This window comes from Mycobacterium sp. E1747 (assembly GCF_001667775.1).
In the GTDB taxonomy this organism is placed as follows: domain Bacteria; phylum Actinomycetota; class Actinomycetes; order Mycobacteriales; family Mycobacteriaceae; genus Mycobacterium.
The window spans coordinates 31099-47140 of sequence record NZ_LZJI01000114.1 but is presented as its reverse complement, the minus strand read 5'-3'; the positions used below and the strand labels follow the sequence as shown (position 1 = coordinate 47140).

14 protein-coding genes and 1 pseudogene are annotated in these 16042 nt (G+C 67.4%); 10 read left to right on the top strand and 5 right to left on the bottom strand.

Annotated features, from left to right (window positions below; genetic code table 11):
* Positions 1 to 18 precede the first annotated feature (18 nt).
* On the bottom strand, positions 19 to 492 hold the full coding sequence (locus A5695_RS11590) for a MarR family winged helix-turn-helix transcriptional regulator (protein ID WP_068081343.1): 474 nt from the start codon (positions 490 to 492) through the stop codon (positions 19 to 21).
* 193 nt (positions 493 to 685) lie between these two features.
* Here A5695_RS11590 and A5695_RS11585 point away from each other — a divergent pair, with 193 nt between their 5' ends.
* The 3 genes and pseudogenes from A5695_RS11585 to A5695_RS30235 all read left to right on the top strand — a co-directional run.
* Positions 686 to 2656 (top strand): ABC transporter ATP-binding protein, encoded by a 1971-nt coding sequence (locus A5695_RS11585; protein ID WP_156749588.1) that lies wholly within the window; start codon positions 686 to 688, stop codon positions 2654 to 2656.
* Positions 2653 to 3501, top strand: coding sequence for a CbiQ family ECF transporter T component (locus A5695_RS11580; RefSeq protein WP_068081339.1), 849 nt, complete (start codon positions 2653 to 2655; stop codon positions 3499 to 3501). The genes A5695_RS11585 and A5695_RS11580 overlap by 4 nt, the downstream gene beginning before the upstream one ends.
* Positions 3501 to 3995 (top strand): annotated as a pseudogene (locus A5695_RS30235) (hypothetical protein); the annotation flags it as partial. The gene A5695_RS11580 and the pseudogene A5695_RS30235, both read left to right, overlap by 1 nt.
* Here the strand turns inward: A5695_RS30235 and A5695_RS11570 are convergent.
* Entirely contained in the window at positions 3893 to 4339 is a 447-nt protein-coding gene (locus tag A5695_RS11570; RefSeq protein ID WP_068081332.1) for an Lrp/AsnC family transcriptional regulator, read from the bottom strand. The pseudogene A5695_RS30235 and the gene A5695_RS11570 overlap by 103 nt on opposite strands.
* A gap of 122 nt (positions 4340 to 4461) precedes the next feature.
* On the opposite strand from A5695_RS11570, the gene ddaH reads away from it, so the two are divergent.
* Genes ddaH through A5695_RS11550 form a run of 4 tightly spaced genes read left to right on the top strand, consistent with a single transcriptional unit; the run spans position 4462 to position 8892 of the window.
* Positions 4462 to 5313, top strand: coding sequence for a dimethylargininase (ddaH, locus tag A5695_RS11565; protein WP_068081328.1), 852 nt, complete (start codon positions 4462 to 4464; stop codon positions 5311 to 5313).
* Positions 5310 to 6545 (top strand): ornithine--oxo-acid transaminase, encoded by a 1236-nt coding sequence (gene rocD / locus A5695_RS11560; protein ID WP_068081325.1) that lies wholly within the window; start codon positions 5310 to 5312, stop codon positions 6543 to 6545. Before ddaH ends, rocD begins: the two co-directional genes overlap by 4 nt.
* 26 nt (positions 6546 to 6571) lie before the next feature.
* On the top strand, positions 6572 to 8017 hold the full coding sequence (locus A5695_RS11555; RefSeq protein WP_156749587.1) for an amino acid permease: 1446 nt from the start codon (positions 6572 to 6574) through the stop codon (positions 8015 to 8017).
* Positions 8014 to 8892, top strand: coding sequence for a universal stress protein (locus A5695_RS11550; RefSeq protein WP_068081322.1), 879 nt, complete (start codon positions 8014 to 8016; stop codon positions 8890 to 8892). Before A5695_RS11555 ends, A5695_RS11550 begins: the two co-directional genes overlap by 4 nt.
* Here A5695_RS11550 and A5695_RS11545 read toward each other — a convergent pair.
* From A5695_RS11545 to A5695_RS11535, 3 genes are all read right to left on the bottom strand, one after another.
* A complete protein-coding gene (locus A5695_RS11545; protein ID WP_068081319.1) occupies positions 8889 to 10226 on the bottom strand; it encodes an extracellular solute-binding protein in 1338 nt (445 codons plus the stop codon). The two genes, A5695_RS11550 and A5695_RS11545, sit on opposite strands and share 4 nt — an antisense overlap.
* Before the next feature lie 73 nt (positions 10227 to 10299).
* On the bottom strand, positions 10300 to 11115 hold the full coding sequence (locus A5695_RS11540) for a carbohydrate ABC transporter permease (protein ID WP_068081316.1): 816 nt from the start codon (positions 11113 to 11115) through the stop codon (positions 10300 to 10302).
* On the bottom strand, positions 11102 to 11986 hold the full coding sequence (locus tag A5695_RS11535; protein ID WP_068081314.1) for a carbohydrate ABC transporter permease: 885 nt from the start codon (positions 11984 to 11986) through the stop codon (positions 11102 to 11104). Before A5695_RS11535 ends, A5695_RS11540 begins: the two co-directional genes overlap by 14 nt.
* A 59-nt stretch (positions 11987 to 12045) precedes the next feature.
* On the opposite strand from A5695_RS11535, the gene A5695_RS11530 reads away from it, so the two are divergent.
* From A5695_RS11530 to A5695_RS11520, 3 genes are read left to right on the top strand one after another with little or no spacing between them, the layout of a single operon-like run.
* Positions 12046 to 13563, top strand: coding sequence for a TldD/PmbA family protein (locus A5695_RS11530; protein WP_068081436.1), 1518 nt, complete (start codon positions 12046 to 12048; stop codon positions 13561 to 13563).
* Positions 13560 to 14933: a TldD/PmbA family protein gene (locus A5695_RS11525; RefSeq protein WP_068081310.1), complete on the top strand. Its 1374-nt coding sequence runs from the start codon at positions 13560 to 13562 to the stop codon at positions 14931 to 14933. The genes A5695_RS11530 and A5695_RS11525 overlap by 4 nt, the downstream gene beginning before the upstream one ends.
* A 40-nt stretch (positions 14934 to 14973) precedes the next feature.
* The gene (locus tag A5695_RS11520; protein ID WP_068081307.1) at positions 14974 to 15837 is read left to right on the top strand and encodes a carboxymuconolactone decarboxylase family protein; all 864 of its coding nucleotides are present in this window, start codon (positions 14974 to 14976) and stop codon (positions 15835 to 15837) included.
* Positions 15838 to 16042 lie beyond the last annotated feature (205 nt).

Sequence of the window (16042 nt, the reverse complement as noted above, 5' to 3'; positions counted from 1 at the left end):
ATCCACGTGGGTCGCCCGTCACAGCGCGTTGCGCCGCCCCGCCAGCGACGCATTGTCGAGAAGCCGGCGTAGGACCTCGACGGCGGCGGTCAGCACCTGGCGGTCGCCCGGCTCAAGCAACGCCAGTTGCGGTTCGATCGCGGCGGCGCGGTCGGCGCGAACCGCGTTGAGCGTGCGCTTGCCCTGGGGGGTGATGCGGATCCGGACGGCGCGCGCATCCCCCGGGTCGACGTTGCGGGTGACCAGGCCGGCGTCCTCCAGCCGGCGCACCTGCGTCGTCATGGTCGGCTGTGAGCAGTGATCGACAGCCGCGAGGTCGCCGATCCGGGCTTCACCGTGGGCTTCGATGCTGGCGAGCAACCTGGCCTGCGCCGCCGGCAGCGGCATCTGGATGCGCTGGGTGGCCAGCCGGTTGAGCCGCGCCACCACGGCGAGCAGATCCGCTCCCAGCTGCTGGGCCCCGATGTTTGCGGTCTCGACAACTCTGTCCATGTTTCCATAGTTCCATAGCTTTGCTAAGCGAGACGAGTGGCGGCCGGTCGGATCGGAGCGGGAGTGTCGTGTGTGACGAGCCGAGTTAGGGCCGCGGGCTGGCAGAATCGGTGAGGTGAATGTCCGCCGCCCCGTCCGTGCGCGCCGTCGGGGCGGACCTTTACATCCGGCCGAATTGGCACAGGCCTCGGTCATGGGGGCGCTTTGCGCCGTGATCGCGATCATCGCCGGTGTCATCCCGTTCGCCCAAGGGTTGGCGCTGCTGGGCACGGTGCCGATGGGGCTGCTGTCGTACCGTTACCGGCTGCGTGTGCTGCTGGCCGCGACGTTTGCCGCCGGAATGATCGCCTTCCTCATCTCCGGAGTCGGCGGCTTCCTGACGGTCCTCAACTGCGCCTACATCGGCGGCCTGACCGGTTTAGTCAAGCGCAGGGGCAGGGGCACGCCCACCGTGCTCGTCTCGTCCCTGATCGCCGGGGTGGCCGTCGGCGGCGCGACCGTGGGTGCGTTGTCAGTGCTGAATCGGTTGCGGCATCTGATCTTTGAGGTGATGTCGGCGAACGTGGACGGTGTGGTCGCCTTCCTGAGCCGGGTGAACCTGCGATGGCTCGGCGCCGACGTGAAGCGGTGCTTCGAATTCGGGCTGCATTACTGGCCGTGGCTGATGCTCGGCTACGTCACCTATGGGGTCATGGTGTCGTCGTGGATCGGTTGGTGGGCGCTTTCTCGCCTGCTGGACCGGATGGGCAACGTTCCGGATGTGCACAAGCTCGACGCTCCGGACGAGCCTCCCGACGCCGCCATCGGGCCCGTTCCGGTGCGGCTGGACAAGGTGCGGTTCCGTTACCCCAATGCCAAGCAAGATGCCTTGCGGGAGCTCAGCCTGGAACTCCAGGTCGGGGAACACGTCGCCGTCATCGGCGCCAACGGGTCGGGCAAGACCACGTTGACGCTCATCTTGGCGGGCCGGCACCCGACGTCGGGCACCGTGCAGCGCCCGGGTGCGGTGGGTCTCGGGATGATGGGCGGTACGGCGCTGGTCCTGCAGCACCCGAAGAGCCAGGTCTTGGGAACCCGCGTCGCCGATGATGTGGTGTGGGGGCTGCCCCCGGGGACCGAGGTCGACGTCGACCATTTGCTGCGCGAAGTCGGTCTTGGGGGCTTCGCCGAGCGCGATACCGGCGGCCTGTCCGGCGGGGAACTGCAGCGCCTCGCTCTCGCCGCGGCCCTGGCGCGGGAACCGGCGCTACTGATCGCTGACGAGTTCACCAGCATGGTCGACCAGAGGGGCCGTGAGGTTCTGTTGAACGTGCTGTCCGGCCTTCCCAAGCGGCATCGGACCGCCCTGGTGCACATCACTCATTTCGACAACGAGGCCGCGTCGGCGGACCGAACCATCAACCTCAGTGATTCGCCGGATAACACCGGCATGGTCGAGACGGCTCCGGCCCCGCCGCCCGCCCCCGCGGTCAGGCGCGGCCCAAGCAAGCCGGTGCTCGAAATCGTTGGGGTCAGCCACGAATACAACAGCGGGACACCGTGGGCGAAAACCGCGCTGCGCGATATCAACTTCGTCGTGGAACAAGGCGACGGGATTTTGATTCACGGTGGAAACGGTTCGGGCAAATCGACGCTGGCGTGGATCATGGCCGGACTCACCGTTCCCACGGTCGGCGCCTGCTTGCTCGACGGTGAGCCGATCCGGGATCACGTCGGCGCGGTCGCGTTGTCGTTTCAGACCGCCAGGCTGCAATTGATGCGCAGCCATGTTGATCTGGAAGTTGCTTCGGTGGCGGGCTTTTCGCCCCGCGACGAAGGCCGGGTGACCGCTGCCCTGGCGGCGGTCGGGCTGGAACCCACGATGGGCAAGCGGCGCATCGATCAGCTCAGCGGCGGCCAGATGAGACGGGTGGTGCTGGCCGGGCTGCTGGCGTGCTCGCCGCGCGTGTTGATCCTCGACGAGCCGCTGGCCGGGCTCGACGTCGGGAGCCAGCGCGGCCTGCTGCGGGTGCTGGCGAATCTGCGCCGTCACCGGGGTTTGACCGTGGTCGTCATCTCGCACGACTTCGTGGGTTTGGAAGCCGTCTGTCCGCGGACCCTGCACGTGCAGAACGGTGCGCTGCAAACGGTTTCGACCACCGCTGCGGCGGGGGGTGTGGCATGACCGCGCCCACGTCCCCCGGGCGGAAGGAGCGGCGCACTGCTCGCCCGGTGGTGCTGCTGGTTCCGGTGCCAGGGGGGTCCGCGATCCACAGTCTGTGGGCCGGCACCAAGCTTCTCGTGGTGTTCGGTGTTGCGGTGTTGCTGACCTTCTACCCGGGTTGGGTGACGATCGGGTCGGTGGCCGCGTTGGTGATGACGGCGATCGGGATCGCTCACATCCCCCGCGGCGCGCTTCCGTCCATCCCGCGCTGGCTGTGGGTCCTCATTGCATTGGGTTTCGTGACGGCCGCGCTGGCCGGCGGCAGTCCAATGGTGTCGATCGCCGGGGTCCACGTGGGGCTCGGCGGGGCGTTGAACTTCCTGCGGATCACCGCGTTGTCCCTCGTTCTGCTTGGGCTGGGGGCGATGGTGTCCTGGACCACCAATGTCGCCGAAATCGCCCCGGCGCTGGCGGTTTTGGGACGCCCACTCAAGCTGGTGCGGATCCCGGTTGACGAGTGGGCGGTGGCCCTGGCCTTGGCGCTTCGCGCCTTCCCGTTGCTGATCGAGGAGTTTCAGGTGCTCTACGCCGCTCGTCGGTTGCGGCCCAACCATATGGCACGGACGCGCAAGGCCCGGGTCAAGCAGACGGCCGGCAACTCGATCGACTTGGTCGCCGCCGCCATCGTGGTGACGTTGCGGCGCGCCGACGAGATGGGTGATGCGATCACCGCCCGCGGCGGCATCGGCCAACTCTCCGCCGCGCCAGCCCGGCCGAGAATGACCGACTGGCTGGCGCTCGCGGTGACGGTGGTGGTGGGCGGTGCCGCGGTCGCGATCGAGACGATATTCCACCTGACTCGCTGACCTTCGACGATCCGAGCACCTGGACCGAACGGGGGTGGGGCACCTGGCGGCCAATGGGCTCGGGGGGACAGGCATACCGGACGTCTCCGTTGGACGACCAGTGGGAGCTGTACGATCTCACCGCGGACCCGATCGAAGCGATCAACCGCTGGGCCGACCCTGGCCTGCACACCCTGCGCAAGCACCTGCGCACGCAGCTCGAACACGTGCGGGCGGAATCGGTTCCCGAATGAAATCGACCGTGGCCCTATGCATCTCGACGGCATCCCGCACCTCGGCCGGCACGGCTGGGGCGTCTATTCGGCCGCGGAGGCCACGAGCGTAACCCCACTGCGATAAATGCACCGGAAATTCGCAGTGTCGTTACGCTCGCGCGAAGCGCGAGGGCTTCTCAGGTCCGCATCCGGTCGATGAGGTTCGACAACACCACGATGCTTTCGCTGCGCTCGATGTCCGCGCTGGACCGGATGCGCTCGAGGGCGGCTTCCAGGTGACGCATGTCGCGCGCCAGCACGTGCAGAATCGCGTCCGACGTGCCGGTCACCGTCGCGGCGCTGACCACTTCCGGGATGTCCACCCAGGCGGTGCGCAGCCGATCGGGTGCGATCGTGCCGTGGCAGAACACCTGCACATAGGCCTCGGTGTTCCAGCCGAGTGCGTTGCGGTCGACGACGGTGGTGAAGCCTTTGATGACGCCGGCGTCGAGCATCCGGTCCACACGGCGCTTGACCGCTGGGGCAGAAAGATTCACCTTCTCGCCGATTTCGGCGAACGTGGCCCGCGCATGCTCGGTCAGTTCGGTCAGGATGCGGGCGTCGGTCTCGTCGAGACGCTCCATCGCCCTCCATTTCGGGTATGCGCAATAAATCGATGCCAACAGCAGTCTAACGCAATAAATCGTGCATAGACGCGCAACAACTAACCTTTGATTGTGCAGCCGACCGCCAATACCGTTGATTTATGATGGAACAGTACGTCGGAGCGCCCGCGTCGGCGCCTACCGCGCACACTCGCATGCCGACCGCCCGCCGCTACGCGATGACGCCGCCGACGTTCTTCGCCGTCGAGTACGCGATCAACCCGTGGATGGACACCGCGACGCCAGTCGACGTCGGGCTCGCGCACGCCCAATGGGAGGCGTTGCGCGCGACGTATATTCGGCTAGGCCACCACGTGGACGTGATCGAGGCCGCGCCTGGGCTGCCGGACATGGTGTACGCCGCCAACGGCGGATTCGTCGCCGGTGACGTCGCGGTCGTCGCGAGGTTTCGATTCGCCGAGCGGGCCGGTGAATCGCGCGCCTACGCCGACTGGATGTCATCCATCGGGTACCGGCCGGTATCCACCCGTCACATCAACGAGGGGCAGGGCGACCTGTTGATGGTCGGGCGAACGGTCCTGGCGGGCTACGGCTTTCGCACCGACCGGCGCGCGCACCCGGAAATCGCCGCGGCACTCCGCCTCCCCGTCGTATCGCTCGAACTGGTGGATCCACGCTTCTACCATCTCGATACCGCGCTGGCCGTGCTCGACGACCACACGGTCGCGTTCTACCCGCCGGCGTTCAGCGCCGCGTCGCAGGACCGACTACATGCGCTGTTTCCCGACGCGATCGTCGTCGGAAGCGCCGACGCATTCGTGCTCGGCCTCAACGTCGTGTCTGACGGACGGCACGTCGTCTTGCCCGCCAAGGCAACCGGATTCGCCGCGCAACTGCGCGCCGCGGGCTTCGAGCCCGTCGGCGTCGACCTATCTGAGCTCCTCAAGGGCGGCGGTTCGGTCAAGTGCTGCACATTGGAGGTATTCCCATGACGATCCTCGAAGCCCGGACGTCGACCGAAACCGAGGCCGCCATCGAGCTGGTCGAACGCCATGCGGCACATAACTATTCGCCATTGCCCGTGGTGGCGGCCAGCGCCGAGGGCGCCTGGATCACCGACGTGGAGGGCCGGCGCTACCTGGATTGTCTGGCCGCCTACTCGGCGGTCAACTTCGGCCACCGCAACCCGGAGATCACGGCGGCGGCCCACGCTCAGCTCGACACCGTCACGCTGGTGAGCCGCGCTTTCCATTCCGACACCCTCGGCCCGTTCTGCGCCGCCTTGGCCCGGCTATGCGGCAAAGACCTGGTGCTGCCGATGAACTCGGGCGCCGAAGCCGTGGAGAGCGGTCTCAAGATCGCCCGCAAGTGGGGCGCCGACGTCAAGGGCGTGCCCGACGGTCGGGCGAACATCATCGTGGCCGCCAACAACTTTCACGGTCGCACGATCAGCATCGTCAGCTTCTCCTCGGATCCGACGGCGCGGGACGGGTTCGGGCCGTTCACGCCGGGGTTCCGTTCGGTGCCCTTCGGTGATGCCGACGCGCTGGCGTGTGCGGTCGACGACAACACCGTCGCGGTGCTGCTGGAACCCATTCAGGGCGAGGCGGGCATCGTCGTTCCGCCAGACGGCTATCTACCGTCCGTTCGCACCCTGTGCAGCGAGCGCAACGTGCTGATGATCGCCGACGAGATCCAGTCCGGCCTGGCGCGCACGGGCCACACCTTCGCCTGCGACCACTGGGGCGTGGTGCCGGACGTCTACCTGCTCGGTAAGGCCCTGGGTGGTGGCGTGGTCCCCTTGTCGGCGGTGGTCGCCGACCGCGAGATCTTGGGCGTGCTGCATCCCGGCGAACACGGCTCCACCTTCGGCGGCAACCCGTTGGCCGCCGCCATCGGCACCACCGTGGTGTCCATGTTGGGCCGCGGAGAATTCCAGGCCCGCTCAGCGATGTTGGGCGCATACCTGCACACACGGCTGCGCGAACTGCTGGGTCACGGCGTGCTCGCGGTGCGCGGGCTGGGATTGTGGGCTGGAGTCGACGTCGACCCCCAACTCGGGACGGGCAAGCAGATAAGCCTCCGGTTGGCCGACCGGGGCGTGTTGGTAAAGGACACGCACGGCTCGACGTTGCGGTTCGCGCCACCGCTGGTGATCAACGAGCAGGAGATCGACTGGGCGATTGAGCAGTTCGCTTCTGCGTTGCGGGAGGCTGGCCCATAATCAGCTGATCGAACAAGGAGGGGTAATTGCCACCCACGTCGATCAGCCTCAAGGAGCAGATGCTGCGGCGCCGTCCGGTTCTCGGCACGCCCGTCGCGTACGGGGCCGCGGACCACCTCAAGCGGAGCATCGGCACTTTCCAGTTGACCATGTTCGGGGTCGGCTCGACGGTCGGAACGGGCATTTTCTTCGTCATGTCTCAGGCCGTGCCCGAAGCCGGCCCGGGAGTGATCCTGTCCTTCCTCATCGCCGGGGTCGCGGCCGGGCTCGCGGCCATCTGCTACGCCGAATTGGCTTCGGCGGTACCGGTTTCCGGATCGTCGTACTCCTACGCCTATACCACCCTGGGTGAGGTCGTGGCGATGGGTGTGGCCGCCTGTCTGCTGCTCGAATACGGGGTGTCGACCGCCGCCGTCGCGGTCAACTGGAGCGGATATCTGAACAAGCTGCTCAGCAACGTCTTCGGCTTCCAGTTGCCGCACGCGCTGTCAGCCGCGCCGTGGGATGCCCGGCCCGGCTATGTGAACCTGCCCGCGATCATCTTGATCGCGATGTGCGCGTTGCTGCTCATCCGCGGCGCCAGCGAATCGGCCAGGGTCAACACGATCATGGTGCTCGTCAAGCTGGGCGTGCTGATCATCTTCGTGATCGTGGCGTTCACGGCGTTCGACGCGCACCATCTCCACGACTTCGCGCCCTTCGGCGCCGCGGGAATCGGCTCGGCCGCCGGCACTATCTTCTTCTCCTATATCGGGCTTGATGCCGTGTCCACCGCGGGCGACGAGGTCAAGGACCCGCAACAGACCATGCCGCGCGCGCTGATTGCGGCGCTGGTGACCGTGACGAGCGTTTACGTATTGGTCGCGGTGGCCGCGCTGGGCACCCAACCCTGGCAGGACTTTGCCGGGCAGCAGGAGGCCGGGCTGTCCACCATCCTCGACAACGTCACCGGCGGCAGCTGGGCGGGCACCATCCTGGCTGCGGGCGCTGTCATTTCGATCTTCTCCGTCACCCTGGTCACCATGTACGGGCAGACGCGGATCCTCTTCGCAATGGGCCGCGACGGGCTGCTGCCCACCCGATTCGCGCGGGTGAACACGCGGACCATGACGCCGGTGGGCAACACGGTGATCGTGGGCATCGCGGCCTCCGCGCTGGCCGCCTTCATACCGCTGGAGAAGCTCGCGGACATGGTGTCCATCGGGACGCTCACCGCGTTCGTCGTCGTATCCGCTGGAGTGGTCATCTTGCGCGTGCGCGAGCCCGACCTGCCCCGGGGCTTCAAGGTGCCCGGCTATCCCGTCACGCCCGCGCTTTCGGTGTTGGCGTGCGGATACATCCTCGCCAGCTTGCATTGGTACACCTGGATTGCCTTCAGTGGCTGGATCGCGCTCGCGTTAGTCTTCTACTTCGTGTGGGGCCGCCATCACAGCGCGCTCAACGCCGGAGCGCTGGAGCCGGACGCGCTGTGACCGTCGTTGTGGGATACCGGGCCGGCAAGGTCGGCCTCTCCGGGTTGCATCTGGGCGTGCGCATCGCGCGGACCCGCGGCACCTCGCTCACCGTGGCGACCATCGTGCCCAAGCCGTGGCTGACGCCGTCGCGCGGTCGCATCGACGCTGAGTACGAACTGTGGGCCGACACCATGGCCGCGGAGTCGGCGAAGGAGGCCACCCGTTTCCTGGACGCGATGGCTGACGGGATCGAGGTCACTTACCTGCACCGTGCGCACGGATCGGTGTCCGGGGGACTCCTCGAAATCATCCATGAGGTGGAGGCCGATGTGCTCGTGCTCGGCTCGCTGCCCAGCGGGGGACGTGGGCTGGTGCTGATCGGCTCGACCGCCGACTGGCTGCTGCACGCCTCTCCCGTCCCGGTGGCCATCAGCCCGCGGAATTACCGCTCGCACCAAGGAAAGTTGACCCGCCTCACCTGTGCCTACTCGGCCACCCCGGACTCGATAGATGTGGTGAAACGCTGTAATGACTTCGGCCGGCGATTCGGGGTGCCGGTGCGAGTGATCACCTTCGCGGTCCGCGGCAAGACGATGTACCCCCCGGAGGTCGGGCTCGAGGTCGAGGATCAGGTGCTGCAGGCCTGGGCCGCGCAGGTGCGAGAAATCCTCGAGGAACTCAAGACGGACGAGATTGTGAGCGAAGACGTTGCGCTGCAAGTCGTTACCGGCCGCAGCTGGAAGGAGGCGTTGGCGAAGGCGGATTGGCAGGAGGGCGAGATCCTGGCGTTGGGCACCCGGCCTCGTGGCGACATCCGCCGGGTCTTCCTCGGTTCTCGCAGCACCAAGATCATCCGTGAGAGCCCCGTGCCGGTGCTCGTGCTGCCAGGCTAGCGCTGGGCCGCGGCGTTCGCCGCCGCCTGCGCCCTGGCCAGGGTGGCCGCGACATCGCCGCGGCCGAGGAACATTTCATCGAAGTACGGCCGCAGGGCGTCGTTGCCGGCCGCGAAGCCGGCGCCGCCCGGGGCCGCGATGCGCGGTCCGTTGAGCACGGCGAAGAACGGTGTGACGTCGACGCCTCGGGCGGACCAGTAGTCGAAGTAAACCGGTTGGGCCGACAGGACCGCCGGGATGGCCGCGCCCTCGCGACCGAGGAACTCGTTGCCTTCCTTGCTGCCCATCCAGGTCAGCACCTGGCGCACCGCGTCGGGATGCCTCGTAGCGGCATTGCCGGCCGCCGCAATGCCATTGGTGACGCTCACCCGGCCCACCGGGCCGGCCGGCATCATCGTCACGCCCCAGCGGAAGCGGGCATCGCGGGCCACCGGCGCCAGGTTGTAGGTGCCGGATTGGAAGAGCGCCATCCTGCCCGCCAAGAATTGGTTGCGCGAGAAGTCCCCGTTGTCGTTGGTGTCCGAGGCGGGCGGCGCGACGTGGTCGTCGTTGATCAGGCCAACCAGGTAGCGGAAGGCCTGCACCGCCCCTGGATTGTCGAACGCGAACTGATCGCCGCGCTGGAAAACCCCGCCGGCCGAACCGATGTAGTTGAGGTAGATGCCTTGCGGGTCGTTGGCGGCGTTGTAGCCCCACTGCCGAACCCGCCGGGCATCGAAACCGGGTGTGTTTCCGGCATGTCCGTCCGCGTCCACGGTGAGCCGGGCCAACATGGGACGCAGACCGTCGGTGCCGTCGGCACTCCATCGCAATCCGGTCAGCTGGGTGGGTTCGACGCCCGCCGCGGCGAGCAGGTCCGCGTTGTAGTACAGCGCGATCCCGGCGTCGGTCAGTTGCGGCACACCCCACAGCACGCCCCCGCGGGTGAACTGGTCGGCGACCGCGGAGTCCCACGCCGCGGCGGAGGCCGGTTTGAGGGTGGCACCGATGTTCATCAGCCGCCCACTGTCGGCGTAGGCGGCCAGGTAGGCGTTGGACAGCCAGAAGATGTCGTCGGCGCTGCCGCCGGCGACATCGGTGCGCAGCGTGTCGAAGTACGTCGAATACGACACCACGCTGGTGTGCACCGCGATATCGGGATGCGCGCGGTTGAACGCCTCGAAGGACCGCCGGTAGGCCGCGGCGATCTGGTCGCCCCAGACCCGCACCGTCACGACGATCTTGCCGCCGGGGGGCTGGCCGGAGTAATCGAGCAGCACCGCGGTCGCGCCCAACAGGAGCGCCACCAGGGCGAGCGCCCCGGCCATCAGTGTCGAAACGCGGGGCCGCGTCATGGCCTGCACCGAGATTGCCCGGGTGGTCGTCGATCGCCGGGATGCACAGCCGTGATCTCGGCGCGCGAACGGGTCACTTGAGCCCCGAGACGACGATCGAAGCGACGATGTGCCGCTGGAAAACCACGAACAGCGCGATCAGCGGGACGATCGCGACCGTCGTCGCCGCCATCACCAACGTCCACTGGGCGTTGAACCGTGACTGCAAGTCGGCCGTCGCCACCGTCAGCACCCGCCACTTGTGCCCGCTGGTGATCACCAACGGCCACATGAAGTTGTTCCACTGCGAGACCACGGTGATCAACGTCAAGGCGGCCAGCACCGGTCGGCTGGACGGGATGACCACGTGCACGATCACGTCCAGTGTGTTGGCGCCGTCCAGGTGGGCGGCGTTGATCAAATCGTTCGGGATGATGCGAAAGTGCTCGCGCAGCAGGAAGATCGCGTACGGTGAGCCGAACATGAAGGGCAGCACCAACGCCCAGAACGTGTTCCGCAGCCCGAGCTGGGCCATCATGAGATACAGCGGTACCACCGTGACCGTGCCCGGCACCATCAACGTGGCGATGTACGCCCAGAACAGCGCGTCGCGCCCGGGAAAGTCCAATCGCGCGAAGGCGTACCCCGCGAGCACCGAAAAAGTCATCTGGCCCAGCAGGATCACCGCGGTCATCAACGCGGTCACGGCCGCCGCCCGGCCGAATCCGGCTCCGCCCAGGTCGGCGTAGTTGGCGAGGGTGAACGGCCGCGGTAGCTGCAGGGGCGTGCCCGTCGCGAACTGGTGGGCCGAGGTGAACGAGGTGAGCAGGCCAAGGGCGAACGGTGCCAACGTGATCAGCGCACCGACGATGAGCCCGGCGTAAATGGCGAGCCGGCTAGGTGAGGTCATAGCTGATCCGCCGCCGGAAATACAGGTGCTGCACCATGGTGACGCCGATCAGGATGACGAACAGCACCACCGCCATCACCGACGCGCGCCCGATGGCCGCGGAACCGAAAGCCTCGGCGTAGATGCGGTGGGCCACCAGGTCGGTGCTGCCGCCTGGTCCGCCGCCGGTCAGAGCGTAGACCATGTCGAAAACCTGTGCGGTGCTGACGATCCCCGTCAGAAGGACGAAGAACGTGGTCGGTCGCAGCATGGGCAGGGTGATGCGCCGGAACCGTTGCCACGCGGTCGCTCCGTCGGTGCGGGCGGCGGCGTGAATGTCGTCGGGGATCGCCAGCAGGCCCGCCAAAAACGACAACGAGACGTATCCGACGTTCGTCCATACGACGACGGCCGAAACGAGCGGCAGCGCGAAGCTGGGGTCCGACAGCCACTCGATGCTGTGGCCCAGCAGGGTGCTCACGGCTCCGTCGGTGGGAGCCAGAATCCAGCGCCACAGCACCGCGATTGCCAGCGGCGCGCAGATCCACGGCAGCACGTAGAGGGTGCGGAACAGGCCGGTGCCGGGGAGCTGACGAGCCAACATCGACGCGGCCATCAGGCCCAGCACCGTCTGCGCCGGGACCACGATCGCCACGAAGACGGCGGTGACGATCAGCGAGTTGGCGAAGTTGCGGTCGGTCAGCACCGAGCGCCAGTTGGCCAGGCCCACATAGTGCAGCGGCCCGAGCAGGTCCCATCGGCACAGGCTCAACCAGAGCACCACGAGGATGGGCAGCAGCAAGAAGGCGACGACGCCGAACAGGCTGGGCGCCAGCAGGGCGTAGCCCAGCGCGGTGGAGCGAGGCTGTGTCCTGCCGACGCCGCTGGCCATGGAGGTAATTAAAGCGGGCGGCGCCCGGGTTTGGGGTGAGCGGCCGTTACGGTGGAACCGTGACACCGAACCGGGGGATCGATGCCGACTTCCTCAACCTGCCGCGCCACGAGCTGGCCGAAGCCGCGCTGTCGTCGGCCACCGCGGCCGGCGCCAGCTACGCCGACCTGCGGGTTCACCGCATCGTGACCGAGATCATCCAGCTACGCGACGGCGAGCTGGAGACCGCAGTCGTCAACCGCGAGGTCGGGCTGGCGGTTCGGGTGATCGTCGACGGCACGTGGGGTTTCGCCTCCCATGCTGAGCTGGCGCCGTCGGTCGCGGCCGAGACCGCGCGTCACGCCGTGCAGGTGGCCACCACCCTGGCGATGCTGAACCGCGAACGCGTCGAGCTGGCGCCCGAGCCGGTGTACGCCGACGCCAGCTGGGTCTCGAATTACCGGACCGACCCGTTCACCGTCCCGGTGTCCGAGAAGATCGACGTGCTGGAGGATTACTCGGGGCGCCTCCTCAGCGCGGATGGTGTCGACCACGTGTCGGCCATCCTCACGGCCGTCAAGGAACAGTCTTTCTACGCCGACACCTTCGGGTCATCGATCACCCAACAGCGGGTGCGGGTGCAGCCGTCGCTGGAGGCGGTGACCGTCGACGCGGCGGCGGGAAGCTTCGACTCGATGCGCACGCTGGCGCCACCGACCGGGCGCGGCTGGGAAGTGCTGGCCGGCGACGAGGTGTGGAACTGGACGGACGAACTGGCGCAATTGCCGTCGCTGCTTGCCGAAAAGGTCAAGGCGCCCAGCGTGACCGCGGGGCGCACGGACCTGGTGATCGACCCCACCAACCTGTGGCTGACGATTCATGAGTCCATCGGGCACGCAACCGAATACGACAGGGCCATCGGCTACGAGGCGGCATACGCCGGAACGTCGTTCGCCACGCCCGACAAACTCGGCAGCATGCGGTACGGCTCACCGTTGATGAACGTGACCGCCGACCGCATCGTCGACCACGGCCTGGCGACCATCGGTTACGACGACGAGGGCGTCGCGGCGCAAAGCTGGGATCTGGTGCGCGACGGCATCTTCGTCGGCTATCAGCTCGATCGGGTGTTCGCTCCGCGGCTCGGGCAACCGCGGTCCAACGGATGTTCGTATGCGGATTCACCGCGTCACGTGCCGATCCAACGGATGGCCAACGTTTCGTTGCAGCCGGCTCACCAGGACGTCAGCACCGCCGACCTGATCAGCCGTGTCGAGGACGGGATCTACATCATCGGCGACAAGTCGTGGTCAATCGACATGCAGCGCTACAACTTTCAGTTCACCGGTCAGCGGTTCTTCCGCATCCGCGGCGGCCGGCTGGACGGCCAGCTGCGAGACGTGGCCTATCAGGCGACCACCACGGATTTCTGGAACTCGATGGAAGCCGTGGGCGGCCCGTCGACCTGGCGGCTGGGCGGCGCATTCAACTGTGGGAAGGCCCAGCCCGGTCAGGTCGCCCCGGTCAGCCACGGCTGTCCGTCGGCGTTGTTCCGTGGTGTGAACGTGCTCAATACCCGGACCGAGGGCGGCCGATGATTCGCGCGCAGCATGTCGTCAACCTCGTTCTCGAGGAGGCCGCCAAGCTCGGCGGCGCGAGCGAGACCATGGTGCTCGTCACCGACAAGGTCGAGGCGACGCTGCGGTGGGCGGGTAACTCGATGACCACCAACGGGGTTGCGGTCAATCGCAGCATCACGGTGATCTCGATCGTCCGCCAAGGGTCCGGCGCGCGCATCGGCACGATGGTGTCCGCCGAGGTCGATCCGCGGGTGATCCCCGAATTGGTGGCCGCGTCCCAGGAGGCGGCCCGCTCGGCGCCCGAAGCCGGTGATGCCGCGCCGCTGCTGGCCGACACTGGGGTGCCCGCCGATTGGGAGGCGCCGGTGCCCGGCACCGGGCCGCTCGTGTTCGCCGATGTGGCCGAGTCCTTGAGCCGCGGCTTTGAGCGCACGGACCGACTGTACGGCTTTGCGCACCATAGTGTTTCGACGACGTTCCTCGCGTCGTCGACGGGGGTGCGCCGACGCTACACCCAGCCCGCCGGGGCGGTGGAGATCAACGGCAAACGCGGCGACGCCAGCGCCTGGGCGGGTATCGGTACGCCCGACTTCGTCGATGTGCCAATGGATTCGCTGCTCGACGAGCTGTCGATGCGCCTCGGCTGGGCCGAGCGCACAGTGGCGCTGCCCGCGGGTCGCTACGAGACGATCATGCCGCCGTCCACCGTGGCCGACATGATGCTTTACCTGGCGTGGTCGATGGCCGGCCGCGGTGCACGCGAGGGCCGCACCGCGTTTTCCGCACCGGGTGGGGGAACGCGGGTGGGGGAGCGGCTCACCGATTTGCCGCTGACGCTGTTCTCTGACCCGATGGCGCCGGGCCTGGCGTGCACACCATTCGTCGCGGTGAGCAGCTCGTCGGAGACGATGTCGGTGTTCGACAACGGCATGCAGATCGGCCACGTCGACTGGATCCGCAACGGGATGATCAACGCGCTGGCCTACCCGCGCGCGACGGCCGCCAAATTCGATGCCGACGTCGCGGTCGCCGCCGACAACCTGGTGATGACGGGCGGGTCGGCCGAGCTGGCCGACATGATCGCCGGCACCGAACGTGGCCTGCTGCTGACCACGCTGTGGTACATCCGCGAGGTCGACCCCACCACGCTGTTGCTCACCGGGCTGACCCGCGACGGTGTGTACCTGATCGAGGACGGCGAGGTAACCGGCGCCGTCAATAACTTCCGCTTCAACGAGAGTCCGCTGGACCTGCTGCGGCGGGCCACCGAGGCGGGGATGAGCGAGAAGACCCTGCCGCGGGAGTGGGCCGACTGGGCCACCCGGTCGGCCATGCCTTCGCTGCGGATACCGGACTTCCATATGTCGTCGGTGAGCCAGGCTCAATAGCCGATTGCCGCTGGGCCGGCGCAGTTCTAGCGTGTGACGAATGGCGGCTCCGGTTTCGGCCCAAACAGATCAGCTAGCGCGATTGGTGGCCCTGTTCCCGGGCTCTCAGCCGGAGGCGCGCATCGCGGCGTTGATTCGGCGGGTCTGTGCCGAGACGTTGTCACTGCCGCCGTTGCCGGCTCCCCTCGAGGCTGGCGCACCGGAATCGGAGACCGAGGTCGCCGTGGCCGAATTCGCCGAGCAGTTCAGCGCCGACGTATCCGCGGTCACCGGCGCGCAGCGGTCCCGGCTGGTTAAGCAATTGGGCGATGGTGCGTTCGGCGCGGTGGTGTCGATGTATATCGCCGACTTCGTCCCCCGGGTGCGCGCCGGGCTGGAGGCACTCGGTTTCGGCTCGGAGTATGTGGGCTGGGTGAACGGCGTCGCGTGGGATCACTCGACGAACCCGGCGAATCTGGTGTTCAACGACTTCTTGCCTGCGGTGGCCCGGATGCGCGCGCTCGACCCCGTCACCTCCGAGCTGGTCCGGCTGCGTGGGGCGGCCCAGCACAACTGCCGGTTGTGTAAGTCGCTGCGGGAGGGCACAGCGCTCGACGCAGGCGGCTCAGAGACGCTGTATGACGAGATCGGTCGCTTCGAAGCATCCCGGTTGCTCGACGACCGCGTCAAAGCAGCGCTGCGTTACACCGATGGGTTAATTTGGACCCCTGCGCACCTCGCCGTCGACGATGCCGCCGAGGTGCGCTCCCGGTTCTCGGATGCCGAGGCCGTCGAGCTCACCTTTGACATCATGCGGAATGCAAGCAATAAAGTCGCCGTCGCTTTGGGTGCCGATGCGCCCCGCGTGGAGCAGGGCACCGAGCGTTATCTGCTCGGGGCCGACGGGCAGACCGTCTTCAGTTGACGCCCGGATGGGCGGCGGGGGCTGCCGACCGCCGCCGTGCGGTGTGTAATCGCTGGTCGAGAAACTTTGGCTGGGGCATGCCGCCTCGGCTTGCGTGGCGCGTTTTGATGGCCCGCCTTGGGGCGAAGCACCGAATGTTAACCATCAGTACACGGTCACGCAAACGAGAGTTAGCCGCTCAGGCCGCTGCCACTGGCTAAATTTA

Bases quoted from the DNA above. Each gene is read 5' to 3' on its own strand.
- A5695_RS11590 (WP_068081343.1), bottom strand. From the start codon at position 492: ATGGACAGAGTTGTCGAGACCGCAAACATCGGGGCCCAGCAGCTGGGA.
- A5695_RS11585 (WP_156749588.1), top strand. From the start codon at position 686: ATGGGGGCGCTTTGCGCCGTGATCGCGATCATCGCCGGTGTCATCCCG.
- A5695_RS11580 (WP_068081339.1), top strand. From the start codon at position 2,653: ATGACCGCGCCCACGTCCCCCGGGCGGAAGGAGCGGCGCACTGCTCGC.
- A5695_RS11570 (WP_068081332.1), bottom strand. From the start codon at position 4,339: ATGGAGCGTCTCGACGAGACCGACGCCCGCATCCTGACCGAACTGACC.
- ddaH (WP_068081328.1), top strand. From the start codon at position 4,462: ATGATGGAACAGTACGTCGGAGCGCCCGCGTCGGCGCCTACCGCGCAC.
- rocD (WP_068081325.1), top strand. From the start codon at position 5,310: ATGACGATCCTCGAAGCCCGGACGTCGACCGAAACCGAGGCCGCCATC.
- A5695_RS11545 (WP_068081319.1), bottom strand. From the start codon at position 10,226: ATGACGCGGCCCCGCGTTTCGACACTGATGGCCGGGGCGCTCGCCCTG.
- A5695_RS11540 (WP_068081316.1), bottom strand. From the start codon at position 11,115: ATGACCTCACCTAGCCGGCTCGCCATTTACGCCGGGCTCATCGTCGGT.
- A5695_RS11535 (WP_068081314.1), bottom strand. From the start codon at position 11,986: ATGGCCAGCGGCGTCGGCAGGACACAGCCTCGCTCCACCGCGCTGGGC.
- A5695_RS11525 (WP_068081310.1), top strand. From the start codon at position 13,560: ATGATTCGCGCGCAGCATGTCGTCAACCTCGTTCTCGAGGAGGCCGCC.
- A5695_RS11520 (WP_068081307.1), top strand. From the start codon at position 14,974: ATGGCGGCTCCGGTTTCGGCCCAAACAGATCAGCTAGCGCGATTGGTG.